This window comes from Paraburkholderia flava (genome assembly GCF_004359985.1).
In the GTDB taxonomy this organism is placed as follows: Bacteria; Pseudomonadota; Gammaproteobacteria; order Burkholderiales; family Burkholderiaceae; genus Paraburkholderia; species Paraburkholderia flava.
In genome coordinates this window covers 1,593,810-1,616,694 of sequence record NZ_SMRO01000002.1, presented here as the reverse complement: position 1 = coordinate 1,616,694, position 22,885 = coordinate 1,593,810, and the positions used below count along the sequence as shown (strand labels likewise).

Sequence of the window (22,885 nt, the reverse complement as noted above, 5' to 3'; positions counted from 1 at the left end):
TGCGCGCTGGGCGCATATGACTCGTCGTCTAGCTCGTAGGGCTAATGTGATTGGATTGAGAGAGGGGTAACGGCGCGTGGAGTCGACGGACTGGACCGAGTCGCGGCCGCACCCGGTCCCGGTCCCGCGCGATGCGCGGATCAAAACCGGACGGCGAACGACCGCACGGTGCTCCGTCAGGCCGCGAGTCCTTCATTGCCGGCAGCGGCAGCCGCCCCGCTCCACGGCCCGGTCGATTCGCGCAAAATCAGCCGAGGCGCAACGACGCGCCGACGCGCCGCCGTCGCGACACCGCCGCCGGCACGCGCGGCGATCCGCTCGATCAGTGTCTGCGCGGCCATGTCGCCGAGCGCGCGCACCGATTGCCCGACCGTCGACAGCGCCGGATAGGTGAAGCGGCCCAGTTCGATATCGTCGAAGCCGATAATCGAGCAGTCGGTCGGCACACGCAGTCCGCGTTCGGCCGCCGCACGCAGCGCACCGATCCCCATCATGTCGTTGCCCGCGAAAATCGCGCTCGGCTGCACCGTGTCGAACAGTTGGCCCGCCGCGCGATGCCCGCCGTTGCCCGAAAAATCGCTCTCGACGATCGCATCCGGCGGAATCTCGATGCCACGCTCGGCCATCGCGCGAATGAAGCCGTGCACGCGCATCGCGCTGACCGCGGTCGCAACCGGCCCGGTGATGCAGCCGATCTTCACGTGACCGAGTTCGAGCAGATGACGCGTCGCCAGATAGGCGCCCTTCTCGTGATCGATCTGCACGAGGTCGGCATTCAGCCCCTCGATGTTGCGATCGACGACGACGAGCGGTTCGCGCGCATCGGCAAGCGTCTGCGCGAGGACCGCATCGTCGCCGGCCGATGCGACGATCAGCCCGTCGATGCGCTTTTCCTGCAGCACGCGCAGATAGTTGCGCTGCTTCGCGGGGTCGTCGTCGGAGTTGCAGAAGAACACGCAGTAGCCGTTACGCGAGCAGCCGTCCTCGATGCCGCGCGCGAGTTCCGCGAAATACGGATTCGTGCTGTTCGGCACGACGAGGCCGATCGTCGTCGTGGCCCGCGCCTTCAGCGAACGCGCGACCGCCGACGGCACGTAGTGGAGCTGGCGGATCGCATGCTCGACTTTCGCGCGCACGTCGGCCGACACCGGCCGCGAGTTGTTCACCACATGCGATACCGTCGTGAACGACACGCCAGCCACGGCCGCTACATCCTTGATCGTCGCCATAACCCGTTGCTCTCCTGCCCGTTGTGCCCACCGTTCGCGCGAACGGCCCGCCGCGTTTCGTCATGCCTGCGAGCGCGGCCTTCCGCTGTCATTTCGCCGTTCTGCATTTACTACTCTTTACCGTGTGCCCGCTACTACACGTTCACGCAGTGCGCGCCGTGCCCGCTGTATCACTACACGCGCTTGCGCCGGCTGCGGTACGTATCGAGCACGACCGCCACGACGATCACCGCGCCGGTGATGATCCGTTTGGTCGGCTCGCTCGCGCCGATCTGCGCGAGGCCCGCCGCCAGCACCGAAATAATCAAGACGCCGAAGAACGTGCTGATCACCGATCCGCGTCCGCCCATCAGACTCGTCCCACCGATTACGACCGCCGCGATCACCTGCAGTTCGAGCCCGACGCCCGCGTTCGGATCGGCGGCTTCGAGGCGCGAGATCTGGAACAGCGCGGCGAGCCCCGACAACGCACCCATCAGCGCGAACACGATGATCTTGTACGGCTTCGGATTCACGCCCGCGAGCCGCACCGCTTCCTCGTTGGTGCCGATACCGATCAGGTAGCGGCCAAACACCGTGCGCGTCAGCACCAGCTGCGCGACGATCATCACCGCGACCGCGATCAGGAATGCAGGCGAAATGCCGAGCGCGATCGGATTCGACAGCACGTCGAACGCGTCGCCGATATACGCGGTGCGCGAGTTCGTCATCTGGTACGCGATGCCGCGCGCGCCTTCAAGCACGCCGAGCGACACGATGAACGACGGAATCCGCCAGCCGACCGTCACCGCGCCGGTGAACGTGCCGGTCAGCGCAGCCGCGACGACGCCGAGCAGCGCGGCCGGAATCGGCCCCCAGCCCCACTTCAATGCCACGACGCTAACCACCGACGCGCCGAGTGCGAGCACCGAACCGACCGACAGGTCGATCCCCGCGATGATCAGCACGAACGTCATGCCCACCGACATCACGACCAGATCCGGAATCTGGTTCGCGATCGTGCTGAACGTGTCGTAGGTCAGAAAGTGCGAACTGAGCAGCGAGAACAGCACGATCATCGCGAGCAGCGCGCCCGCGAGGCCAATGTAATTCGAAAAGCCGAGGCGTGTGCCGGCCGGTTTGCCGCTGGAGAGCGGCGCCGACGGATCGTTGGCCACGGTTGCGACTGTTTTCGTGCCGTCCTGCGGCACCGGTTGATTCGTCATGACAGACTCCCTGCTGCGTGCGTGTCGTGTGTGTCCAGCAATGCGTCGCGGCTGCGATAGCCAGCGAACGCGGCGGCGAGCAACGCGTCCTGCGACCACTCGTCGCGCGCAAAAATGCCCGTCATGCGTCCCGCCGACATCACGCCGATCCGGTCGCAGATCAGCATCAGTTCGCGCAGATCGCTCGACACCACAACCAGCGCCCGGCCCTCGCGGGCGAGCGCTCCCATCAATCCATAGATATCGAACTTCGCGCCGACGTCGATGCCGCGCGTAGGTTCGTCGAACAGCAGCACCCGGCAGTCGCGCGCGAGCCAGCGGCCGATCACGACTTTCTGCTGGTTGCCGCCGGACAGCTCGCCGACTGCCTGCGCCGGTCCCGACGTGCGGATGCGCATCGCGTCGATCTGCCGCTGCGCGAGCGCGTTCTCGCGTTTCGCGTCGACGATGCCGTGACGCGCGACGCTGCCGATGTTGCCGAGCGACACGTTCGCCGCGATCGGCTGCGGCAGCAGCAGGCCTTCGCCCTTGCGGTCCTCGGTGATCAGCGCGATGCCGGCACGCACCGCATCGGCAGGCGATGCGATCTCGACCGGCTGCGGCGTCTCGCCCGGACTGCGTGCGAGCGACACGGTGCCGCGATCCTTCAGATCGGCGCCGTAGATCGCGCGCATCAACTCCGTGCGACCCGCGCCGATCAGCCCGCTGATGCCGAAGATCTCGCCGGCCCGCACGTCGAACGACACGTCGCGCACGATCTGGCCGCGTCCGAGACCCGCGACGCTCAGCAACGGCGCGCCGATGTTGCGCACGCCGAGATCGATCTGCTCGCCGATCTCGCGACCGACCATCAGCGTGACAATGCGGTCGCTCGTGAGGTTCGCCATTGCGTCGGTATGCACGAGCCGGCCGTCGCGCAACACCGCGACGCGCTCCGCGACCTTCGCGAGTTCTTCGAGGCGATGCGAGATGTACACCAGCGCGACGCCGCGTGCCTTCAGGCGCGCGATCTGCTCGAACAGCAGATCGACTTCGCGCGCGGTCAGCATCGCGGTCGGTTCGTCGAGAATCAGCACGCGGCAATCGCCGATCAGGTTGCGCGCGATCTCGACCATCTGCTGATGGCCGATGCCGAGTTCGCCGACGAGCGTGTCGGGATCGATCGCGTCGAGCCCGACCTGCGCCATCGCGGCACGCGCATCGTCGCGCAGCTTGCGGCGGTCGATCCAGCCGAAACGCGACGGTCCAACGTACGGCAGGCGGTTCAGGAACAGGTTCTCCGCCACCGATAAAGTGGGCAGCAGATTCAGCTCCTGCATCACCATCCGCACGCCGAGCGCTTCGGCCTCGGTGCGGCTTGCCGGCGCATACGGCGCGCCCGCGAGACGCATCGTGCCGGCCGTCGGCTCAACCAGCCCGCCGACGATCTTCGACAGCGTGCTCTTGCCCGCGCCGTTCTCGCCGGTCAGCGCGAGCGCCTCGCCGGCGCGCAGCACGAGACTCACGTCCGCGAGCACCGGTTCGGCGTAGGTCTTGCCGATGCCGCTCACGGACAGTACGGCAGACGATGCGTCGTTGTCGGTCAAATCCATTGCAATCCTGGTTCCAAAGCCGCCGCGCACGGTATCGCCGGGGGTTGGCCGGTAACGACCAGCCAGGCCGGGTGACGTGCCGAGTATCGAGAGGCAGCTTCGCGCGTCGCGACGCTGCGGATCCCCGCTACGCGTGCGCATCGTCATGACGCTTACCTCTGGGATATCGGCTACGCAGCGGTTTTCTTGAGCGGCTGCTGAATGGACACGATGCGCGGGCCGCGAAGCCCGCGCAGTGTCACGTCTGGTTGCCTCGTTACTTCGTGATGAGGTCGCACGGCGTTTCGACGACGCCCGACAGCTCGCTCTGCTTCTTGTGCTCGGAGATCGCCTTCAGCGCAGTGTCGATGCCGAACACAGCCTGCTTGGCTGCGTATTGATCGGCGGTGGCGAGCACGCGGCCGTCCTTCAGCATCGGCTTGATCGCGCCGATGTTGTCGTAGCCGACCACGTACACCTTGCCCTGCTTGCCGGCCGCGCGCACGGCGGACACCGCGCCGATCGCCATGTTGTCATTACCGGCGAGGAGCGCCTTCAGGTTCGGGTACTCGTTGAGCATCGCGGATGCAACCGCATTGCCCTTGTCGATTTCCCATTCGCCCGACTGCACCGACACGACGTTCGCGCCGACCTTCTGCATCGCGTCCTTGAAGCCGGCCGTACGCTGCTGCGCGTTCGTCGTGGTCGACACGCCTTCGATGATGCCGACCTGGTCGCCTGCCTTCAGCTTCTGCGCGAGGTAATCGCCGACCTTCTGCGCGCCCTTGCGGTTATCCGGGCCGACGAACGGCACGTTCAGATCCTTCGACTTCAGCACGTCCGGGTCGAGCCGGTTGTCGATGTTCACGACGATGATCCCCGCATCGACCGCCTTCTTGATGACCGGCACCAGCGCCTTCGAATCGGCGGGCGCGATCACGATCGCGTCGACCTTCGAGACGATCATCTGCTCGACGATGCGGATCTGGTTGGCCGTGTCGGTCTCGTCCTTGATGCCGTTCGTGATCAGGTCGAAGTTGTTCGGGTTGTGCTTCTGGTAATCCTTCGCGCCGTTTTCCATCGTCAGGAAGAATTCGTTGGCGAGGGATTTCATCACCAGCGCGATCTTCGGCTTCTTCGGGGTCTGGGCGTGAGCAGGCGTGGCGAACGGCAGGGAAACGGTAGCGGTCAGCGCGACAGCAGCCGCGAGCACGCGGCGGCGAAGGCGGTGGTTCATGCGATATCTCCAGTTGTTGGGCTCAGGGAGAACCCTATTTTTCGTGGACGTTACGTACGCGCAAACGTTTGCGAGCGCCTATTCTCAGCGTATCTCGTGATGCCTGTCAACGCCTCGCAGTGCTGCGCCGCACCGACGCAATGGAGCCGCCGGCAACGGGCACCCGGTGCGAGCCGCATGCGCCGTGCATTCCAGCGATACGCGGACAAGGCTTTTCGAGAGACGTGGGGCAAGGTCGAAACGCGGGTCGGGTTGCTTCGTTGTTGCTCGCGTTGTTGCTCGCTATTTGCCCGGCGCTATTGCATGCCGGGCGACCCGCACCCGTGCGCAAAACGGACGGTCGCGCGTGGGCCGCTTATGCTCGCCCTTTCTGTTGCTTGTCGCAATAGGTGGCGAACCGTTGCGCGCATGAACCGGGCACGAACGAAAGAAGGCGGATTGCGTATCATGAGTCAACGCCCTTCCTTCACGCTCGCATCCGGATTCCCGCCATGCTCGGTATCGTCCAGTTCCCGCTCTTTCTGCTCGCCGTCACGGTGCTCAACCTGACGCCAGGTCCCGACCTTGCCTATGTCGCCGGTCAGAGCATCGCGCATGGGCGCCGCGCGGGTCTGCTGTCGGCGCTCGGTGTGTCGTTCGGGGGATGTGCGCATACGATCGCGTGCGCGGTTGGATTGACCGCGCTGCTCGCGGCATCGCCGGGCGCGTTCAATGCGGTCAAGTGGATCGGCGCCGCGTATCTGACGTGGCTCGGTCTGCGAATGGTGTGGCCGGCTGCACAGGCAGCGATAACGGCTGGCGAGGCGCCGGCCGTACCGCCTCTGTCACGCGGCGCACTGCTGTTTCGCGGCTTCGTGACGAACGCGTCGAATCCGAAAGTGCTGCTGTTCTACGTCGCATTTTTCCCGCAGTTCGTCGCCGCCGATAGCCCGCACAAGACGCTCGCGTTTCTCGTGCTCGGCGCGGTGTTCGTGCTGCTCGGACTCGCGAACGACTGCGTCGTCGCGTGGGTCGCGGCGACGGCCGCACGAGCGGTGCGCGGGCAGCCGGTCGTGCGGCGCTGGATCGACCGGGTGATCGGCGCGGGCTTTATCGGCCTCGGTGTGCGGCTTGCGCTGACGAAGCGCTAGCCCGCTACAACCAGCCCGCGCGCCGGAAGCGCCACCACAGGAACAGATCGACCACCAGCATCGACGCGATACAGATCGGGTAACCGTACTTGTAGTGCAGCTCGGGGATGCTCTGGAAGTTCATCCCGTAGATGCCCGCGATCATTGTCGGCACCGCGAACAGCGCGGCGAACGAACCGAGCCGCTTGGTCACCTCGCTCTCGGCGAGCGAGATCATGCCGAGGTTCACCTGGATCGCGGTGACGATCATTTCGCGGCGCCCTTCGATCGTCTTCACGATCCGCAGCAGATGGTCGTACACGTCGCGGAAATACGCCTGCATGCCGACGCAGATCTGCGGAATACGGCCGCCCGTCAGCTTGCCGATCGATTCGAGCATCGGCGTGATGTGATGCTGGAAGATCACGAGACGACGCTTTAACGAGTACAGATCCTCGATGATCGCGCGTGCCGAACCCAGGTTGTGCTTCTCGAAGATGCGGTCCTCGATCTCTTCGATCTCCGTGCCGAGCGCTTCGAGAATCGGGAAATAGCGATCGACGAGGCTGTCCATCAGTGCGTACAGCACGAACGCGGAGCCTTCCTTCAGCAGTTGCGGCTCGCGCTCGCAGCGCGCACGCACCTGCTGGAATCCGTGCTGGGTCCGGTTGCGCACCGACAGCACATAGTTCTTGCCGACGAACACATCGATCTCGCCGATCGTCAGTTCGCCCTCGTCGTCCATCTCGATCGTATGCATCACCGCGAACAGCGATTCGCCGTACTCCTCGATCTTCGGACGCTGATGGCCGTTGCGGACATCTTCAACCGCGAGTTCGTGGAGACCGAATTCGTGCTTCATCACTTCGAGCTCGCCGGGGCCCGGGTCCTTCAGCGCGACCCAGACGAAGCACTCGGGCTTCGCGACGTAGACGCTGATGTCGTCGATCTCGATGTCGGCCAGCTTTCTGCCGTCCTGATAGGCGGCGCAATTGATCAGCATGGGGATTACCTTCAAAACGGACGCCGCCTGCGCGGACCTGGGCCGCGCGTTGCAGGCGCGGCGTGGGCGCCATGTTAGCGGATGTTCGTGCCGGGAATATGTCGGACGGATCAGCAGATCTCGCCCAGAGCGCCGCCGACGTCTACTTCGGCACGCGTCTCAACGTGACGCGATGGTCGCTGTTGAACACGACGATCGCGTGATTCGTATAGCGCGAATCGACCGGAAACGAGAATTCGACGAGCGGATCGAACTGCGTCGACACGCCGATCCGGTGCGGTCCTGGGCTCAGATAAACCGCGAGGCGCTCGCCGTTCATCATGTCCGCGACGTGCACGCCGTCGACGTACACGAGCGCGTCGCGGAACCGGACGATCACGTCGGCCGAACGCTCGCGGCGCAGGTCGACCGCGACGAGGCCTTCGCCGGGCTGCACGATATCGGGCTTGAAAATGCGATCGGCGGGGACGGGCTTGAACGGCACGGGGTCGGCGGGCGTCGGCGCGCAGGCCGCGAGCAGCACGGTCGAAACGAACATCGCGACGAGCGCGGCGGTTGCACCTGAACACCGCCCGGCTACCGCATTTGCAACGGAGCGCGCACGCATGGAGGTCTCCTTCGTCCGGTTCTGTTCTTTTGAGCGCACCGCTCGCGGGCCGTCACTGCGACTCAGGCCGCGACGCGGTGCCGCACGTCCATCATACCCGCGCAGCCGATGCGCTCTTGCATGCTGGGCACTTCTTGTTCATGATCGTCGATGACGGGCTGCGCGGCAATGCCACCTGTCACGCAGACCCGCGTCGTCGCGCGGGACACCCCAGTCATGGAGACGCTGCGATGTGGTATTTCACCTGGATTCTCGGCATCGGCGTGGCACTCGGCTTCGGCATCATCAACGTGATGTGGCTCGAAGCGAACGGCAAGTTCGTCCGTGGGCATCTGCCGGATGAAACGGCTGCCTCGCCTGCCTCGCCTGCAGCCGCCAAGAGCAGCAACCCCGGCACGTGACGCATCTGATTTTCTTCTGCGGTCACGCGGGCACCGGCAAGACGACCGTCGCGAAGCGGCTGGTCGGTCCGCTGATGCGTGCAACCGGCGCGCCGTTCTGTCTGCTCGACAAGGACACGCTGTACGGGCCGACCGGTGCTGCTGCGATCGGCGCGTTGACCGGCAATCCGCACGACCGCGACAGCCCGCTTTATCTGCAGCATCTGCGCGACCCCGAATACCGTGGACTGATCGACACCGCTCGCGAGAATCTCGCGCTTGGCGTCAGCGTCGTGGTCGTTGCGCCGCTGTCGCGTGAGGTGCGCGAGCGCAAGCTCGTCGATCGTGCATGGCTCGGTGTGCCGGGCGACGTGACGATCCGCGTCGTGTGGGTGCATGTAGCGGAAGCGCTCGCGCATCAGCGGATCGCCGAGCGCAATCATCCCGACGATGCGTACAAGCTCGCGAACTGGGACACGTACCGCGCCCGCCGTTTCGAACCTGCAGGCGACGTCCTCGACGATCTGCTGATGTTCGACAGCACGTCGCCCGGCGCCGCCGATTACGATGCGCTGCTCGCGCAGCTGGTCGACATGCCGCCCACTACGGGCACGATGCTGCCGCCGCTACCGGTTTAACAAACCCCGCTGCAAAGAAAAAGCCCCGCAAAAGCGGGGCTTTTTCATCAAGCATCGACGATGCAGCTATCAGGTCAGACCGTCGCCATCGCGTCGATCGACTGTCCTTCGTACAGTTGCCCAAAGCGGTTCGCAAGAAACTCGCGCAGCGACACCTGCTCCTGACGCACGAAACCGCTTTGCGGCAGCTTCTTCTCGCGGAACAGATCCAGCACCGCGCACATCGCGCCGGCCGTCGTGATCTGGATCGCGCTCATCGGCACGCCGCAGACCGTCTTCGCGAAGATCTTTCGTGTGAACACTTCCTGCAGCAGCTGACCGTTGCGCGTGCCGGTCACCGTGATGAAAATCAGCACGACGTCCTGCTCGGTCGCGGGCACCGAACGACGCATGATCGTCTTCAGCGTGTCGCGGTCGGACGCGAGGCGCAGGTCTTCGAGCAGGAACTTCATCAGCTCGCGGTGACCCGGATAACGCACCGACTTGTAGTCGAGCGATTCGACGCGACCCGAGAGTGTTTCGCACAGCGTGCCGAGACCACCTGACGTGTTGAACGCTTCGTACTCGGTGCCGTCGAGCGAGAAATGCTCGAGGCCTTCGAGCGGCTGCACCCACTGCGTGCGGCTGTCGCGAATCGCTTCGCAGGGCTGACAGTATTCGTTGATCAGGCCGTCGACGCTCCACGTCAGGTTGTACTTCAACGCGTTGGTCGGAAATTCGGGCAGTGCGCCGACGCGCATCTTCACGTCGCGGATTTCGGTGAAACGGTTCGCGAGTTCGTGCGCGGCGAGTCCGATGAAGCCCGGTGCGAGTCCGCACTGCGGCATGAATGCGTGTTCGGCGCTCTCTGCGATCTCGCGGATCGCGCTCGTCGCGCGCACGTCTTCGGTCAGATCGAAGTAATGGACGCCCGCGCCTTTTGCCGCCGTGGCAACGTTCACCGCGAGGTAGTACGGCAATGCATTGACGAGCGCATCGAAGCCCTGAATCGCAGCACGAAGCGCGGCTGCATCGCCGGAATCGACACGGCGGGTGGGGATGCCCTGCGCGGCGAGCTTGTCGAGCGCCTGTTGATCGCGATCGAATGCGACGACTTCGTAGTCGCCGGTTTCGCGCAGCATGTGAGCGATGGTGTGACCGATCAGACCTGCGCCAACGATGGCTACTTTCATGCGCTTCTCCTTGTTTTGTGTGAGCGGCTGTCTCTAGCCGGCCGGCCTTTCGTGCGGACCAGCTGAAAGCCTGCCAAACAGTTTAGGGAGAAGGACGAACGGATCCTAGACGCAAAATGCTGCGTAATGACCAGCAGTTTCGACGATATGACGAAGTGGATCGTCGATGAGTCGAAATAGGTGTGAAGCGGGATGGAAATACGCCCGAAGACGCGCCTAGCCGGTGACCGTCCCGCGGTCGATCTTGCGCGCGAGAATGATCGACGTCGTGGTCCGCTCGACGCCCTCGAGTCCGCCGATCTGGTCGAGCAGATCGTTGAGCCGGTCGGGCGAATCCGCACGCAGCCACGCGACGTAATCGAACTCGCCGCTCACCGCGCACAGCAGCTGCACCTCGGGCATTTTCGCGAGCCGCTTCTGCACGTCGGCGCCGTAGCGCGGCGCGATGATGATGCCGACGTACGCGTAGATGCTCGCATCGAGCACGTCCTGGCCGAGCCGCACGCTGTAGCCCGCGATCACGTTCGTACGTTCGAGCCGCGCGATCCGCGCGATCACCGTAGTACGTGCAACGCCGAGCTGGCGCGCGAGATTCGCGACGCTCTCGCGTGCATTGGCCTGCAGCGCAGCTACGAGGCTGCGGTCGAGATCGTCGAGCTGGTCGAGTCGCGGAGGTCTCATCGAAGGCGAGGAAAAAGTGAGTCGAATAGGAACGAGGCGTCGGCACGCGGATTATGCCTTCGTTCGCAGTCGAGGTCTTCCGTCGGGCAATGCCACGCCTCAGTACGACACCTCAGGCACCCAGCCGCTCGATCACGAAATCGATGAATGTGGTGAGCTTCGGCGTCGCGCGCCGGTCGCCCGGATAGATCAGATGCACGGGCGAGCCTTCGGGCAGATAGTCTTCGAGCACCGACACGAGTTGCCCGCTTTCGATCTCCTTCGCGAGCAACGCTTCGGGCTGCAGCACAAGACCGAAGCCGTGCAGTGCCGCGACCTTCAGTGCCTGCCCGTTGTTCGCGCGAAACCGGCCGGCGCGCGGAGTCTCGCCGGGCGCATCGCCTTCGAGCCGCCAGATGCCCTCGCGTCCCCAATGCAGGAAACCGAGGCATTCGTGATGCACGAGATCGGCGGGCATGCGCGGCGTACCGGCGCGCGCGAGATACCCAGGCGACGCGCATGCGCGCATCCGGTACGGCTTCAACGGCCGCGCGATAAAACTCGAATCGGGCAACCGGCCGATCCGCACGGCCGCATCGAAACCTTCCTCGACGAGATCAGTGATGCGGTTCGTCAGATCGAGTTCGAGACTGACGTCGGGCCACGCGGTCAGATAGTCGGTCATCGCCGGAGAAAACACCTCGACGCCGTACGTGAGCGGCACGGTGATTTTCAGCAGTCCGCGCGGCGCCGATGCCATCGCTTCGGCGATCGACTCCGCCTCTTTCACCTCTGCAAGAATGCGCCGGCACTGCTCGTAATACTGCCGGCCGATCTCGGTCAGACTCTGACGTCGCGTGGTGCGGGTGAGCAGCCGCGTCGCGAGCCGTGTTTCGAGCGCGCGGATATGCTTGCCGGCCATCGCCGACGAAATGCCGAAGCGTTCGGCGGCCGCCGTCAGGCTGCCCGCCTCGACGACAGCCACGAAGACCTCCATGCTGGCGAACTTGTCCACCCGCTATTTCCTGTTCGTTTCGTTTGTAAGCAGTTGTCGCATCGCGGACGCAACCCTGGTATATCGTGATACTAATATCCCCCAAGGCGAAGCGGCCAGCCGCGGGCTGGTATCTTCCCGATACGAACGACCATCAGGAGTCTCGATGAAAAAAACCCTCGCTATCCTCGCCACCGCCCTCACCATGAGCGGCGCCTTCGCCCAGGCTTCGTCGCCTGCCGCGCCTGCAATGTCGGCCTCCGCTCCGGCGGCCAAGGTCCAGCATGAGCAGCGCGTCGAAGAGCGCATCGCTTACCTGCACTCGCAGCTGAAGATCACGTCGCAGCAGGAGAGCCAGTGGAACACGTTCGCCGACGTCATGCGCGGCAACGGCCAGACGATGGGCGAACTGTATCGCCAGCGCCATGACAGCAAGAACGTCTCCGCGCTCGACGACATGAAGCAGTATTCGGAAATCGCCACGGCACACGCCGACGGCACGAAGAAGCTGGTCGACGCATTCGAGCCGCTGTACAACAGCTTCTCGCCTGAGCAGAAGAAGCTCGCCGACACGACGTTCCGCGAATCCGGCCAACAGCATCGCGCCGAGCGTCCGCATCGCCGTCATCCGGCAGCGAAGGCGCCGGCTGCCGATGCGGCCAGCGACGCGAACGTCAAGCCTTAAAAACTCTGACATTGGCGTAACGGGCAACGCGAACCCGCATCGGTTGGCCTTACACCGGCTTAAGCTGTCTTACGCCACGTCATGAAGCATTACCGCGCCCGCCCTCACCGGCGGGCGTTTTTCATGCGCGTCGCATGTGCGTTTGTTCGAGTATCGTGCTTTCCCGACGCGCGCTTTAGCGTTACGCTTGCGCCCTCGTCCACCACCCGCTCCTTCGCGTCATGATCGAACTCCGTCACATCGACCTGCGTACCGATTCCGCCGCCCAACGCGTCGTCAAGGATGAAACGGTTGCCGTCGATTTCGCCGCACACGAAGGCGAGCTGATGAGCCTCGAAGGCCCGAACCGTTACGTGCCAGGTGACGCGTTGATCACCGGTTCCACCGGCGATCGCTGGGTCGTCTCGCGCGAGCGCTTCGACGCGAAGTATCTTCCCGCCGATGCAGCGCTTGCGCACGGCACGCCCGGCGCGTATCGCAATCGCCCGGCCGTCGTGCTCGCCAAACGCATGGACGAAGCGTTCTCGCTTGCGCGCTCCGCGAACGGCGGCGACGTGCTCACCGGCAATGCCGGCGACTGGATCATGCAATATGCGCCCGGTGATTATGGTGTCGTGCAGGCTGCGCGCTTCGCGAAGGTGTATCGCGTAGCAAGCGACGCATAACTGCAACGGTCGTCAGGCAAACTCGTCGCCGAGATCCACCGTCACTTCCTTCGGCACAGTCTCCCCGTTCGCATACTGCTCTTCGAGCGAGCCGATCGACGCTTCCACATACGCACGCAGCACCGCGAAACTACGCCCGCGCAACCGCGCGGGCAGCGCCCGATAGCGCGCGAACGCAGCCGGCGACACCATCACCTGCATCGCGATACGCTTCGCGGTCGACCCGAAGCGCATCGCCACCCAATGCACGACCAGTGTCGGCGTGCCGTCGTCGGCGGGCTGTTCGGCAAAGCGCGTCTGCTCGGGAAACAGATCGCTGATCACGCGCGCCAGCTCCTCGATGTCGGGGCTTGCGCAGTCGTACTGGTAGGCTTCATCCATAAGCGTCGGGACTAAAAACGTCGTGAATCGGAATGCGGCTGCGAGACGGTACCGTCGATGCAACCGCGCGCCGGATCATGCCACGATGCGCGGTCCTGCGCGACCCGTCGATACCGACAGCCGCATACAAGCAAATCAGACGACCACATCCGGCCGGCGCACGCGGCGCACCAGCACGATCGCCACGATGATCGCCGCGACCGCATACAGGCCGTCCACTTCGAACAGCGTCAGCATCCGCGCCTGAAACATCGCGGCGGGCACGTCGATCACCGCGTGCACGACGATCGCGAGCGGCAGGATGCCGCGCCAGCCGGCCCGCACGCCGCGCCACATCAGCACCGACAAGCCGATCTGGAACACCAGCGCCGACAGACGCTCGAGCGTGAAGATGCCGGTCATCATCGGCGACAGCGTCGCGAGGATCAGGTGCATCCGCATCAGCGTTTCCGGCTGCAGGTTCGCCATCTGGCTGTCGAGCTGCCCACGGTTCGCGAGCACCGCAAAGAAAATCCACTGCGCCTGCACCAGCACGCCGACGAGCCACGCCTCCGCGCCGCCGTGTCCGATGCCGTACGCGAGCCCGCGACCGTCGCCGGACTGACCCGCACCTTTCGCGCGCCGCAGCATCATCCGCATCGCGATGAAACGCCCGACCTCCTCGCAGATGCCGGCCGCGAGCCCGCCGTACACGACGAACGCAAACGGGTTCGACAGCCACTCGGAGGTCGTCGGGTTGATCCGCAGGAAATAGTCGTTCACCGCGCGCTCGATCACCATCGCGAACGCCGCGAACACCGCGATACCGGCAATCACGTCGCGCCAGTTGAACGCGAACGGCACCCTCAGGCGGCGGTACAGCAGAATGGGGACGATCGCGACGAAGAGCGTCGTGAGCGACAGACAGATCAGCGTGAGCGGGGCGACGACCATGTGGTTCCTTGCAGTGACCGGCGCGCACCGTTCGCGCGCCGCAAACCCGCATGATCGCAGATCAGCGCGCCGTCGACGCGCGTACGATCAGTTCGCCCGGCAGCAGGCAGTCGCGCGCCGGGGCTTTGGCACCGTCGATCCGCTCGTGCAGGAACTCCACCGCGCGGTAGCCGATGTCGTAGGTCGGCTGGCGCACCGTCGTGATGCCGGCAAGCTCGGCCCAGTCGGGATCGTCGATCGACAGCAGCGCGACGCGTTCGGGCCAGCGTGCGCCGAGCCGTTGATTCAGATGCAGCGCGATACGCAGCGCGACTGGCGCGTTCGCCGCGAACAGCGCGAGCCGATGCGGTGCGGCGTCGATCGCCGCGTCGAGCTGGGCGAGCGTGTGCGTGACGGCTGTTTCGTCCGCGAGATCGAGCACGACCGTTGTGCCTTTTGCGTGGTGAGCCCCGCCCGCACGTTGCTGCTCATCCAGCGTCGCGTGAAACGCAGCCTCGCGCAGCCGGCGCGAACTCACCGACTCGTACGGCTGCACGACAAAACGGATATCGTCGAAGCCCTGTTCCAGCAGATGACGCGTCGCGCGATTCACCGCGTCCGCGTTGTCGAGGCCGACCATGTCCGCCGCCAGCCCTTCGATCATCCGGTCGACGAGCACCGCCGGAATCCCGCCGCCGCCCACCGGCCGCAGCGTTTCCTCGCGCACGCCGAGCGCATTGACGATCACGCCTTCCACGCGATACGTCGTTAGCAGTTGCAGGAAGCGCCGCTCCATCTCGACTTCGTTCGCCGCGTGGCAGATCAACGGCATGTAACCGAGCGCGTGACACGCGGCCTCTACGCCCTGCAACACTTCGACCGAATACGGATTGGTCAGGTCGGCGAGCAGCATGCCGATCAACCGGTTGCGGCCGCGCTTCAGACCGCGCGCCATCTGGTTCGGCTGATAGTCGAGCTTTTCGATCGCTGCCGCGATGCGCGCGCGGATGTCCGCCGACAGCACGCCCATCTCGCCGTTCAGATAACGCGAGATGCTCGTCTTGCCGGTGCCGGCTTCGCGCGCGACGTCGCTGATCGTCGCGCGGCGCTGCGGATCGCTCATCGCGCGAGTACCTCGCGATTCACGACGTTCTGCGTCAACGTGCCGGCCAGCGCCGCGACGAGGTTTTCGGCCGCGCAGCGTGCCATCGCGTGACGCGTCTCGTGCGTCGCCGATCCGATGTGCGGCAACGCGACGACGTTGCGCAGTTTCAGCAGCGGCGAGTCGGCGGCAATCGGCTCCTGTGCGAACACGTCGAGTCCTGCGCCGTGAATCGTACCGTTCTGCAGCGCGTCGATCAGCGCGGCTTCGTCGACGGTTGCGCCGCGCGATGCATTGATCAGGATCGCGCTTTTCTTCATCGCGCGCAGTTGTTCGGCACCGATCAGATGATGCGTTTCCGGCGTGAGCGGCACCTGCAGACAGACGAAATCGGACTGCGCGAGCAGTTCCGCCAGTTCGACGCGGCGCGCGCCCCACGCGGTTTCCGCCTCGCGATTCGGACTGCGGTTCGTGTACAGCACGCGCATGTTGAAGCCGAGCGCCGCACGTCGCGCAACGGCCCCGCCGATCCGTCCCAGTCCGACGATGCCGAGCGTTTTGCCCTGCACGTCGACACCGAAATGTTCGGGGCCGATGCTGTGGGTCCACTGCCCGGCCTTCACCCAGTCGGCGAGTTCGACGACGCGTCGTGCGGTCGCGAGGATCAGCGAGAACACCGTGTCTGCCGTCGATTCGGTCAGCACGTCGGGCGTGTGCGCGAGCACGATGCCGCGACGCGTGAGGTCCGCGACGTCGAAGTTGTCGAAGCCGACCGAGATCGTCGACAACGCTTTTAATCGCGACGCACCTTCGAGCATCGCCGACGTGATCTTCACGCTCGCGCCGATCGCGCCGTCCGCGTCGCGCAATGCGGCGACGAACGCATCGTGCGCATCGTGCGAGCCGGCTTCGATCTGCACGACCTCCGCGTGTTCGCGCAGATACGCGAGCACGTCGTCGGGCAGCGGTTTGTATGCAACGATCCTGTTCATCAATGTCCTTCCCTGGGCAAAGAGCTGGCGAGTGTCCGGGCCGTCGACTGCTGCGGCTTCACCGCGAGCGTGAAAATCACCGCCGCGATCAGCGCGACGCTCATGAACGCATACGACGCAGCCGGCGAGCCGGTCGCGCCGTTCAGATAGCCGACCATATACGAGCCGACAAACGAACCGAGCGCGCCCATGCTGTTGATCAGCGCCATCGCACCGCCCGCGACGTTCTTCGGCAGCAGTTCCGGCACGATCGCGAAGAACGGCCCGTACGGCGCGTACATCGCGGCACCCGCCACGACAAGCAGCGCATACGACAGCCAGAAATGCGTCGAGCCGAGCGCATACGATGCGGCGAACGCCACCGCGCCGAGCAGCAGGAACGGCCACACGAACACCTTGCGGCGATCGAGTTTATCCGATGCCCACGACACCGCGAGCATCGCGATGGTCGCCGCGAGGTACGGCAGCGCCGACAGCCAGCCGGTTTCGACCATGCCGAGCGTCGAGCCGTTCTTCAGGATCGACGGCAGCCACAGCACGAAACCGTACACGCCGATGCTCCAGCAGAAGTACTGCGCGGACAGCTTGATCACCGCAGGCGAGCGGAACGCTTCGGCGTAATTGCGCACCGGCTTGATCGCCGCCTGTTCGGCGCGCATTGCCGCATCGAGCGCGTCCTTTTCTTCGGCCGACAACCACGACACCTGTGCCGGTTTGTCCTTCACGATAAACCACCAGCACACCGCCCACAGCACGGCAGGCACCCCTTCGGCGATGAACATGTGACGCCAGCCGAACGAATGCACGAGATAGCCCGACACGACCGACATCCACAGCACCGTCACCGGATTGCCGAGAATCAGGAACGTGTTCGCACGCGAGCGCTCATGCTTCGTGAACCAGTTGCTGATGAAGATCAGCATCGCCGGCATCACGGCGGCCTCGACGACACCGAGCGCGAAACGGATAGCCATCAACGACGGCACATTGCTGACGATGCCCGTCAGCGCCGCGCAGCAGCCCCACAAAATCAGGCTCCAGAAAACGAGCTTCTTCACGCTGCGTCGTTCCGCGTAGATCGCACCCGGAATCTGGAAGAAGAAATAGCCGAGGAAGAACAGCGCGCCGATCAGCGACGACAGCCCCTTGCTGATGCCGAGATCCTGATTGATGCCGGCCGCCGAAGCGAAGCCGTAATTCGCGCGATCCAGATAAGCGAGGCTGTACGTGATGAAAACGATCGGCATGATCGTCCACCAGCGGCGCACTGCAAGCGATGAGTTCATCAGGTGTCTCCTTCGTCTCTCCGGATTTCCGGTTTGTGGTGTCGGGTATTACATGTCAGGCTGTTGCGCCGTGCAGGTTTGTTGCCTGCTCTAACGCGTCGAGTTCGGCGCGCGTCGGCAGGCCTTCCGAATCGCCGATCACCTGGATCGCGAGCCCGCCGATCCGGTTGCCGCGCGCGACGGCTTGCTCGAGCGAACGCCCTTCGAGCAACGCGCTGACGACGCCGACCGCGAAGCCATCGCCGGCTCCGACCGTATCGACGACGCGCTCGACCGATTGCGCCGCGACCGTGCCTTCGCTATCGGCCGTGCGGTAATACGCGCCCTGCGGCCCGAGCTTCACGATCACGCCGCGCGCGCCGCGCTCGAGGTAGAAGCGTGCGATGTCGTCGGGCTGTGTGTGGCCGGTCAGGATCTCGCCTTCGCCGAGGCCCGGCAGCACCCAGTCGGCAAACGACGCGAGTTCGTTCAACGCATCGACCATCGCTTCACGCGACGGCCACAGCGTCGGACGCAGGTTCGGATCGAACGAGATCGTGCGGCCCGCCGCGCGCATCTCGCGCGCGAGATGGAACGCAAGTTCGCGCGACGACGCGGAGATCGCGGGCGCGACGCCCGTCAGATGCAGATGGCGCGCGCCGAGCACATAGTCGGCGTCGTAATCGTCGAGCGACAGATGGCTCGCTGCCGAACCTTTGCGAAAATATTCGATCGCCGGATCGCTGCCGTCGTCGTTCTTCGACTTCAACTGGAAGCCGGTCGGGTAGCACTCGTCGGTCGTCACGCGATGCTGGTCGATGCGTTCACGCGTCAGCGTCGCCCGCACGAAATCGCCGAACGAATCGCGTCCGACGCGGCTCATCCAGCCCACGTTGAAACCGAGCCGCGACAGCCCGATCGCCACGTTGAGATCGGCGCCCGCGACGCGCTTCGTGAACTGCCCGACGTCCGCGAGCGGCCCCGGTTCGTTCGCGACGAACATCGTCATGGCCTCGCCGTAGGTGACGATATCGAGTGACGGGTTCATGGTGTCTCCTTTCCTTCTGCTTGCTGTTGTGCGATGGACGTTATGCGGCGGCGAGCCACGTGACGTAGCGTGCTGCGTCGGCCGCGATGCGCGTCGGGTCGAACGGGAATTCGATGCCGCGCGGCACGTTGCGCGGCAGCAGCGGCAGGACGGCGGCGCACAGTGGATCGTCGGCGGCCGGGGCAACCGCGAAACGTCGGGCGCCCTCGCCGGTCACCGATTTGCAGTGCACATACTCGACGTGACGCGCGAGCGACGTCGCTGCTTCAACCGGGTCTTCGCCGGGCCAGCGCCAGTTGCCGACGTCGAACGTCATGCCGAGCAGATCCGCCTGCCCGTCGCGATCGAGCGCATCGAACAGCGTCGTGAATTGCGTCAGCGTGCCGCCGATCGGCAACTGGCCGTTTTCGACCAGCAGACGTGGCTGCTTATCGTTGCCAAGGTATGCGGCAAGTTCGGCGGTCTGTGAGTTGTCCATGAAACCGCCGAGTTGCAGCTTCACGAAGCGCGCACCGAGCGCGCGTGCTTCGTCAAGCGCGAGCGCCAACGCGGCGGTGTCGAGTGCGCCTTCGTCTGTGTACAGCGCGGCCGGCGTCGAATACACCGACCACATCCGCAGCGCCGCAATCGCCGCGCCGAGTTCGCGCAACGCGTGCGGCGTCGCTTCGTCGTCGGAGGCGAACAGCTCGCGACGCACCTCGAAGCCAGCCGCTCCCGCCGCCGCTGCGATCGCGAGCCATCCGTGATGCCCATCGCGGCGGATTGCCTCCGCGCCGAACGCGCTCGCGACAATCACGACTTCACTCATATCGGTGTTTCCTCTTTTACCGGCTCGTGGTCCGAAATCTTTGGATCTTTGGAACCGGTTCCATTTGCAGGTCGAAAAAAAGCGCAGGTGCGCTTGGTTGATGCAAATCATGCTCGCCACGTGGTCGACGAGCCATCGTGGTAATCCCTAGGCTGCGGGCGAATCGGCTGGTGCCATGCACAGCTCCAGGAACCGCTGCGCGACGCGCGACGGCGCACTGGCGTGCGGCACGAGAACCGAAAACCGGCGCGTGAGCGGCTCCGGCGCGAGCGACACGAGAGACAGCGCATCGTCCTCGTGACGCATCGACATCGCCGACACGAAGCCGATGCCCATGCCCGCGCGCACCGCCTCCTTCACGCCTTCGACGCCGGCAATCTCCAGAGCAACCCTCATCGGCGCAGCCGCGCGCGCGAACGCACGCTCGACGACCTGCCGCACGCCCGAGCCCGCTTCGCGCAGCACCAGCGGGTACGCGCCCAGTTCGGCAAGCGTCGCTCGGCGCAGGCCAGCGTTGTTGCCACCCGCGCGCGCCGTTTCCGCGAGCGGATGCGTACTCGGCATGATCGCGACGATCTCGTCCTCGTGCCACGGATGAACGGCGGTATCGAGCGGCAGATCGGCACCCACCGGCCCTTCGATCAGCGCAATATCGACCGACCCGAGCGCCCCGACGATCTCCGACGTATTGCCGTCGGCGACATGCAGCGTCACGTCCGGATAACGTTGACGGAAACCGGCGATCAGATACGGCAGCAGGTAACTCGCCGGCGTCGTGCTGGCGCCGATCCGCAGCGTGCCGCGCTCCATCCCGCGCAAGGCGTCGCGATACGTGTGGGCCTGACGCCAGGTATCGCGCAGACGCGTCGCGTACGTCGCGAGCTGCTCACCGGTCGGCGTCAGCCGAACGCCGCGCCCTTCCCGCTGATACAGCGGCTCGCCGAACTCGTCCTGCAACAGACGGAGTTGCCCCGACACCGCCGGCTGCGACAGATGCAGCGTTTCCGCCGCGCGGCTGATGTTCAGCTGCTCGGCGACGGCGGCAAAAGTTATAAGCTGATCGGGGGTCATGGCTTTGAATTATAGGCTCAGCCGATATTTTACGTCACAAATCACGATTTCTCATATCGATATATCCAAATTAGGATTAGGCCATCGCATCGGAAAGCCTCAAGAGGCCTCAGCCATGTCCACCGCTCATCTGAACGCCGCGCCCGCACCGGTCGCCCCCTCCACCTCGTCGACACGAGGTCATCTCAACGGAATCCTGTTCGTCGCGCTGTTTGCGGCTGCGGTGACGCGCGTCGCGCAGTTGCCGGCCATCGCCGGGCTGGGACTCAGCCCGCTGATCGTCGGGATCGCCGCAGGCGCGATCTACGGCAACGTGCTGCGCGATGCGATGCCCGACAGCTGGGCATCGGGTGTCAACTTTTCGGCGCGCAAACTGCTGCGGATCGCGGTCGCGTTCTTCGGGCTGCGGGTCAGCCTGCAGGAAATCGCGCAGGTCGGTTTGCCTGGGCTCACGGTGTCGGTGCTGGTCGTCGTCAGCACGCTGCTGATCGGCACGTGGGTCGGCATGAAAGTGATGAAGCTCGATCGCGATACGGCGATCCTCACGGCGGCAGGCAGCGCGATCTGCGGCGCGGCCGCGGTGCTCGCATTCGAATCGACACTGCAGTCGAAGCCGCACAAGAGCGCGATGGCGGTCGGCAGCGTCGTGCTGTTCGGTACGCTGTCGATGTTCCTGTACCCGGTGCTGTATCGCCTCGGCTGGCTGCATCTCGACACGCTCGGCGCGGGTCTGTTTTTCGGCGGCACGATCCACGAAGTTGCGCAGGTGGTCGGCGCGGCGAGCAACGTCAGCCCTGAAGCGACCCACATCGCAACGATCGTCAAGATGACCCGCGTGATGCTGCTCGTGCCGGTGCTGCTCGTGCTCGGCGTGTGGCTCAACCGTGCGGCGCGCGCCAAGACCTCCAGCGATGCGGCCGGCACGCACGCACCGCGCAAGCTCGCGATCCCCTGGTTCGCACTCGGCTTCCTCGCGCTGGTAATCGTCAATTCGCTGCACGTGTTGCCCGACGCCGCGACGCAGACAGTGAACACACTCGACACCTTCGCGCTGACGATGGCCATGACCGCACTCGGTATCGAAACGCGCGTGTCGCAGATCCGTCAGGCCGGACCGCGTGCGCTGACCACCGGGTTGATCCTGTATGTGTGGCTGACCGTCGGCGGTCTGGGGATTACGTGGCTCGTCGAACGCGTCCTCGGGTGAACCTCATTTGTCCTGCTCCCAGCCCTGCCTTGCGCAGGGCTTTTGCGCGTTTACGACAGCGCTCTTTGCAACACTCATCGACACATCCTGCGCGGCATACTTCATGCTCGCCCGATGGATTCAACCCGTTTGAGCAAGGACCGATCGATGACGTACAAACTCTATTACTGGGACGGCCTGCAGGGCCGCGGCGAATTCGTGCGGCTCGCGCTGGAGGAAGCCGGCGCGGACTATGTCGACGTGGCACGCGGCGACGAATCGGACGACCAGGGCACCGGTGCCATGATGGCGCTGCTCGACAGTCCCGACGAAGCCCATCCGCCGTTCGCGGCGCCGTTTCTGCAGGACAGCGATCTGATCATCCCGCAGACCGCCAACATCCTGCTCTACCTCGGACCGAAGCTCGGTCTCGCACCGCGCGACGAGTCGTTACGCTTCGTCGCGAACGGTCTGCAGTTGACGATCGCCGATGTCGTCACCGAAGCGCACGACACGCATCATCCGCTCGCGAGCAATCTCTACTACGAAGACCAGAAGGACGCCGCGAAAATCCGCTCGCACGATTTCATCGATCATCGGATTCCGAAGTTCATGAGCTACTTCGACCGCGTGCTTGCGCAGAATCCGGCCGGCGACGCGTATCTCGTCGGCAATGCGCTGACTTACGTCGACCTGTCGATGTTCCAGCTGATCGACGGGCTGCTGTATGCATTCCCGCGTGGCACGAAGCGTTTCGACACGCACTATCCCCGGCTTGCCGCGTTGTACGACCGCGTGATCAAGCGGCCGCGAATCGCCGCGTATCTGGCGTCCGACCGTCGCATTCCGCACAACGAGGCGTGCATCTTCCGGCACTATCCGGAACTCGACAAGGCAGGCCGCTGACGCTGTCGATTCGCGCTTTCACGTCGCTTCTCACCACATCCGCGTCCGCGTTGCACATC

The 22,885-nt window shown here is 64.8% G+C and carries 24 protein-coding genes; 7 read left to right on the top strand and 17 right to left on the bottom strand.

Going from position 1 to position 22,885, the window contains the following annotated elements:
• Window positions 1-176 precede the first annotated feature (176 nt).
• From E1748_RS18720 to E1748_RS18705, 4 genes are all read right to left on the bottom strand, one after another.
• Complete coding sequence (locus tag E1748_RS18720; RefSeq protein WP_133648653.1) at window positions 177-1,229, bottom strand: LacI family DNA-binding transcriptional regulator; 1,053 nt, start codon at window positions 1,227-1,229, stop codon at window positions 177-179.
• Between the two features lie 173 nt (window positions 1,230-1,402).
• Entirely contained in the window at window positions 1,403-2,434 is a 1,032-nt protein-coding gene (locus E1748_RS18715; protein ID WP_240766685.1) for an ABC transporter permease, read from the bottom strand.
• Window positions 2,431-4,026, bottom strand: a complete 1,596-nt coding sequence (locus tag E1748_RS18710) for a sugar ABC transporter ATP-binding protein (RefSeq protein ID WP_133648652.1) — start codon at window positions 4,024-4,026, stop codon at window positions 2,431-2,433. Before E1748_RS18710 ends, E1748_RS18715 begins: the two co-directional genes overlap by 4 nt.
• A gap of 256 nt (window positions 4,027-4,282) precedes the next feature.
• Entirely contained in the window at window positions 4,283-5,242 is a 960-nt protein-coding gene (locus E1748_RS18705; protein ID WP_133648651.1) for a sugar ABC transporter substrate-binding protein, read from the bottom strand.
• Between the two features lie 491 nt (window positions 5,243-5,733).
• Between E1748_RS18705 and E1748_RS18700 the strand changes: the two genes are divergently transcribed.
• Entirely contained in the window at window positions 5,734-6,372 is a 639-nt protein-coding gene (locus tag E1748_RS18700) for a LysE family translocator (protein WP_133648650.1), read from the top strand.
• A gap of 4 nt (window positions 6,373-6,376) precedes the next feature.
• Here E1748_RS18700 and corA read toward each other — a convergent pair whose 3' ends face one another.
• Together corA and E1748_RS18690 are read right to left on the bottom strand one after the other, a co-directional pair.
• Complete coding sequence (gene corA, locus E1748_RS18695) at window positions 6,377-7,354, bottom strand: magnesium/cobalt transporter CorA (RefSeq protein ID WP_133648649.1); 978 nt, start codon at window positions 7,352-7,354, stop codon at window positions 6,377-6,379.
• 142 nt (window positions 7,355-7,496) lie between these two features.
• Window positions 7,497-7,961 carry a hypothetical protein gene (locus E1748_RS18690; RefSeq protein WP_133648648.1) on the bottom strand — a complete coding sequence of 155 codons (465 nt, stop codon included), beginning with the start codon at window positions 7,959-7,961 and terminating at the stop codon, window positions 7,497-7,499.
• Window positions 7,962-8,191: 230 nt separating this feature from the next.
• Between E1748_RS18690 and cydX the strand changes: the two genes are divergently transcribed.
• Together cydX and E1748_RS18680 are read left to right on the top strand one after the other, a co-directional pair.
• Window positions 8,192-8,362 carry a cytochrome bd-I oxidase subunit CydX gene (cydX, locus tag E1748_RS18685; RefSeq protein ID WP_133648647.1) on the top strand — a complete coding sequence of 57 codons (171 nt, stop codon included), beginning with the start codon at window positions 8,192-8,194 and terminating at the stop codon, window positions 8,360-8,362.
• Window positions 8,359-8,979 carry a P-loop nucleotide/nucleoside kinase family protein gene (locus E1748_RS18680; protein ID WP_133648646.1) on the top strand — a complete coding sequence of 207 codons (621 nt, stop codon included), beginning with the start codon at window positions 8,359-8,361 and terminating at the stop codon, window positions 8,977-8,979. The genes cydX and E1748_RS18680 overlap by 4 nt, the downstream gene beginning before the upstream one ends.
• Before the next feature lie 74 nt (window positions 8,980-9,053).
• Here E1748_RS18680 and E1748_RS18675 read toward each other — a convergent pair whose 3' ends face one another.
• From E1748_RS18675 to E1748_RS18665, 3 genes are all read right to left on the bottom strand, one after another.
• Window positions 9,054-10,151 carry a saccharopine dehydrogenase family protein gene (locus E1748_RS18675; RefSeq protein ID WP_133648645.1) on the bottom strand — a complete coding sequence of 366 codons (1,098 nt, stop codon included), beginning with the start codon at window positions 10,149-10,151 and terminating at the stop codon, window positions 9,054-9,056.
• Window positions 10,152-10,367: 216 nt separating this feature from the next.
• Window positions 10,368-10,832 (bottom strand): Lrp/AsnC family transcriptional regulator, encoded by a 465-nt coding sequence (locus E1748_RS18670; protein ID WP_133648644.1) that lies wholly within the window; start codon window positions 10,830-10,832, stop codon window positions 10,368-10,370.
• A 112-nt stretch (window positions 10,833-10,944) separates the two neighbouring features.
• The gene (locus tag E1748_RS18665; RefSeq protein WP_133648643.1) at window positions 10,945-11,826 is read right to left on the bottom strand and encodes a LysR family transcriptional regulator; all 882 of its coding nucleotides are present in this window, start codon (window positions 11,824-11,826) and stop codon (window positions 10,945-10,947) included.
• Window positions 11,827-11,971: 145 nt separating this feature from the next.
• Between E1748_RS18665 and E1748_RS18660 the strand changes: the two genes are divergently transcribed.
• A complete protein-coding gene (locus E1748_RS18660) occupies window positions 11,972-12,490 on the top strand; it encodes a Spy/CpxP family protein refolding chaperone (protein WP_133649430.1) in 519 nt (172 codons plus the stop codon).
• Between the two features lie 221 nt (window positions 12,491-12,711).
• Window positions 12,712-13,155 (top strand): PGDYG domain-containing protein, encoded by a 444-nt coding sequence (locus tag E1748_RS18655; protein WP_133648642.1) that lies wholly within the window; start codon window positions 12,712-12,714, stop codon window positions 13,153-13,155.
• Between the two features lie 12 nt (window positions 13,156-13,167).
• Here E1748_RS18655 and E1748_RS18650 read toward each other — a convergent pair whose 3' ends face one another.
• The 8 genes from E1748_RS18650 to E1748_RS18615 form a co-directional block, all read right to left on the bottom strand.
• Window positions 13,168-13,536, bottom strand: coding sequence for a DUF3022 domain-containing protein (locus E1748_RS18650; protein WP_133648641.1), 369 nt, complete (start codon window positions 13,534-13,536; stop codon window positions 13,168-13,170).
• 135 nt (window positions 13,537-13,671) lie between these two features.
• Window positions 13,672-14,469, bottom strand: coding sequence for a YhfC family intramembrane metalloprotease (locus E1748_RS18645; RefSeq protein WP_133648640.1), 798 nt, complete (start codon window positions 14,467-14,469; stop codon window positions 13,672-13,674).
• A gap of 61 nt (window positions 14,470-14,530) precedes the next feature.
• The gene (locus E1748_RS18640; protein ID WP_133648639.1) at window positions 14,531-15,571 is read right to left on the bottom strand and encodes a LacI family DNA-binding transcriptional regulator; all 1,041 of its coding nucleotides are present in this window, start codon (window positions 15,569-15,571) and stop codon (window positions 14,531-14,533) included.
• A complete protein-coding gene (locus tag E1748_RS18635) occupies window positions 15,568-16,542 on the bottom strand; it encodes a 2-hydroxyacid dehydrogenase (RefSeq protein ID WP_133648638.1) in 975 nt (324 codons plus the stop codon). The genes E1748_RS18640 and E1748_RS18635 overlap by 4 nt, the downstream gene beginning before the upstream one ends.
• Window positions 16,542-17,828: an MFS transporter gene (locus E1748_RS18630; RefSeq protein ID WP_133648637.1), complete on the bottom strand. Its 1,287-nt coding sequence runs from the start codon at window positions 17,826-17,828 to the stop codon at window positions 16,542-16,544. Before E1748_RS18630 ends, E1748_RS18635 begins: the two co-directional genes overlap by 1 nt.
• 55 nt (window positions 17,829-17,883) lie before the next feature.
• Complete coding sequence (locus E1748_RS18625; protein ID WP_133648636.1) at window positions 17,884-18,855, bottom strand: sugar kinase; 972 nt, start codon at window positions 18,853-18,855, stop codon at window positions 17,884-17,886.
• 40 nt (window positions 18,856-18,895) lie between these two features.
• Window positions 18,896-19,663: a TIM barrel protein gene (locus E1748_RS18620; protein ID WP_133648635.1), complete on the bottom strand. Its 768-nt coding sequence runs from the start codon at window positions 19,661-19,663 to the stop codon at window positions 18,896-18,898.
• 147 nt (window positions 19,664-19,810) lie between these two features.
• Window positions 19,811-20,734, bottom strand: a complete 924-nt coding sequence (locus E1748_RS18615; RefSeq protein WP_133648634.1) for a LysR family transcriptional regulator — start codon at window positions 20,732-20,734, stop codon at window positions 19,811-19,813.
• A gap of 115 nt (window positions 20,735-20,849) precedes the next feature.
• On the opposite strand from E1748_RS18615, the gene E1748_RS18610 reads away from it, so the two are divergent.
• Window positions 20,850-21,941 (top strand): YeiH family protein, encoded by a 1,092-nt coding sequence (locus E1748_RS18610; protein ID WP_133648633.1) that lies wholly within the window; start codon window positions 20,850-20,852, stop codon window positions 21,939-21,941.
• 147 nt (window positions 21,942-22,088) lie between these two features.
• Window positions 22,089-22,826, top strand: a complete 738-nt coding sequence (locus E1748_RS18605; protein WP_133648632.1) for a glutathione S-transferase — start codon at window positions 22,089-22,091, stop codon at window positions 22,824-22,826.
• Window positions 22,827-22,885: the final 59 nt, after the last annotated feature.

Excerpts from the sequence above, each read along its gene's own strand:
- E1748_RS18690 (WP_133648648.1), bottom strand. The coding sequence starts at position 7,961 with ATGCGTGCGCGCTCCGTTGCAAATGCGGTAGCCGGGCGGTGTTCAGGT.
- E1748_RS18630 (WP_133648637.1), bottom strand. The coding sequence starts at position 17,828 with ATGAACTCATCGCTTGCAGTGCGCCGCTGGTGGACGATCATGCCGATC.
- E1748_RS18650 (WP_133648641.1), bottom strand. The coding sequence starts at position 13,536 with ATGGATGAAGCCTACCAGTACGACTGCGCAAGCCCCGACATCGAGGAG.
- E1748_RS18675 (WP_133648645.1), bottom strand. The coding sequence starts at position 10,151 with ATGAAAGTAGCCATCGTTGGCGCAGGTCTGATCGGTCACACCATCGCT.
- E1748_RS18620 (WP_133648635.1), bottom strand. The coding sequence starts at position 19,663 with ATGAGTGAAGTCGTGATTGTCGCGAGCGCGTTCGGCGCGGAGGCAATC.
- E1748_RS18655 (WP_133648642.1), top strand. The coding sequence starts at position 12,712 with ATGATCGAACTCCGTCACATCGACCTGCGTACCGATTCCGCCGCCCAA.
- E1748_RS18705 (WP_133648651.1), bottom strand. The coding sequence starts at position 5,242 with ATGAACCACCGCCTTCGCCGCCGCGTGCTCGCGGCTGCTGTCGCGCTG.
- E1748_RS18615 (WP_133648634.1), bottom strand. The coding sequence starts at position 20,734 with ATGACCCCCGATCAGCTTATAACTTTTGCCGCCGTCGCCGAGCAGCTG.
- E1748_RS18645 (WP_133648640.1), bottom strand. The coding sequence starts at position 14,469 with ATGGTCGTCGCCCCGCTCACGCTGATCTGTCTGTCGCTCACGACGCTC.
- E1748_RS18625 (WP_133648636.1), bottom strand. The coding sequence starts at position 18,855 with ATGAACCCGTCACTCGATATCGTCACCTACGGCGAGGCCATGACGATG.
- E1748_RS18710 (WP_133648652.1), bottom strand. The coding sequence starts at position 4,026 with ATGGATTTGACCGACAACGACGCATCGTCTGCCGTACTGTCCGTGAGC.
- E1748_RS18605 (WP_133648632.1), top strand. The coding sequence starts at position 22,089 with ATGACGTACAAACTCTATTACTGGGACGGCCTGCAGGGCCGCGGCGAA.
- E1748_RS18610 (WP_133648633.1), top strand. The coding sequence starts at position 20,850 with ATGTCCACCGCTCATCTGAACGCCGCGCCCGCACCGGTCGCCCCCTCC.
- E1748_RS18700 (WP_133648650.1), top strand. The coding sequence starts at position 5,734 with ATGCTCGGTATCGTCCAGTTCCCGCTCTTTCTGCTCGCCGTCACGGTG.
- E1748_RS18640 (WP_133648639.1), bottom strand. The coding sequence starts at position 15,571 with ATGAGCGATCCGCAGCGCCGCGCGACGATCAGCGACGTCGCGCGCGAA.
- E1748_RS18715 (WP_240766685.1), bottom strand. The coding sequence starts at position 2,434 with ATGACGAATCAACCGGTGCCGCAGGACGGCACGAAAACAGTCGCAACC.
- E1748_RS18635 (WP_133648638.1), bottom strand. The coding sequence starts at position 16,542 with ATGAACAGGATCGTTGCATACAAACCGCTGCCCGACGACGTGCTCGCG.
- E1748_RS18660 (WP_133649430.1), top strand. The coding sequence starts at position 11,972 with ATGAAAAAAACCCTCGCTATCCTCGCCACCGCCCTCACCATGAGCGGC.
- E1748_RS18720 (WP_133648653.1), bottom strand. The coding sequence starts at position 1,229 with ATGGCGACGATCAAGGATGTAGCGGCCGTGGCTGGCGTGTCGTTCACG.
- E1748_RS18670 (WP_133648644.1), bottom strand. The coding sequence starts at position 10,832 with ATGAGACCTCCGCGACTCGACCAGCTCGACGATCTCGACCGCAGCCTC.
- cydX (WP_133648647.1), top strand. The coding sequence starts at position 8,192 with ATGTGGTATTTCACCTGGATTCTCGGCATCGGCGTGGCACTCGGCTTC.
- corA (WP_133648649.1), bottom strand. The coding sequence starts at position 7,354 with ATGCTGATCAATTGCGCCGCCTATCAGGACGGCAGAAAGCTGGCCGAC.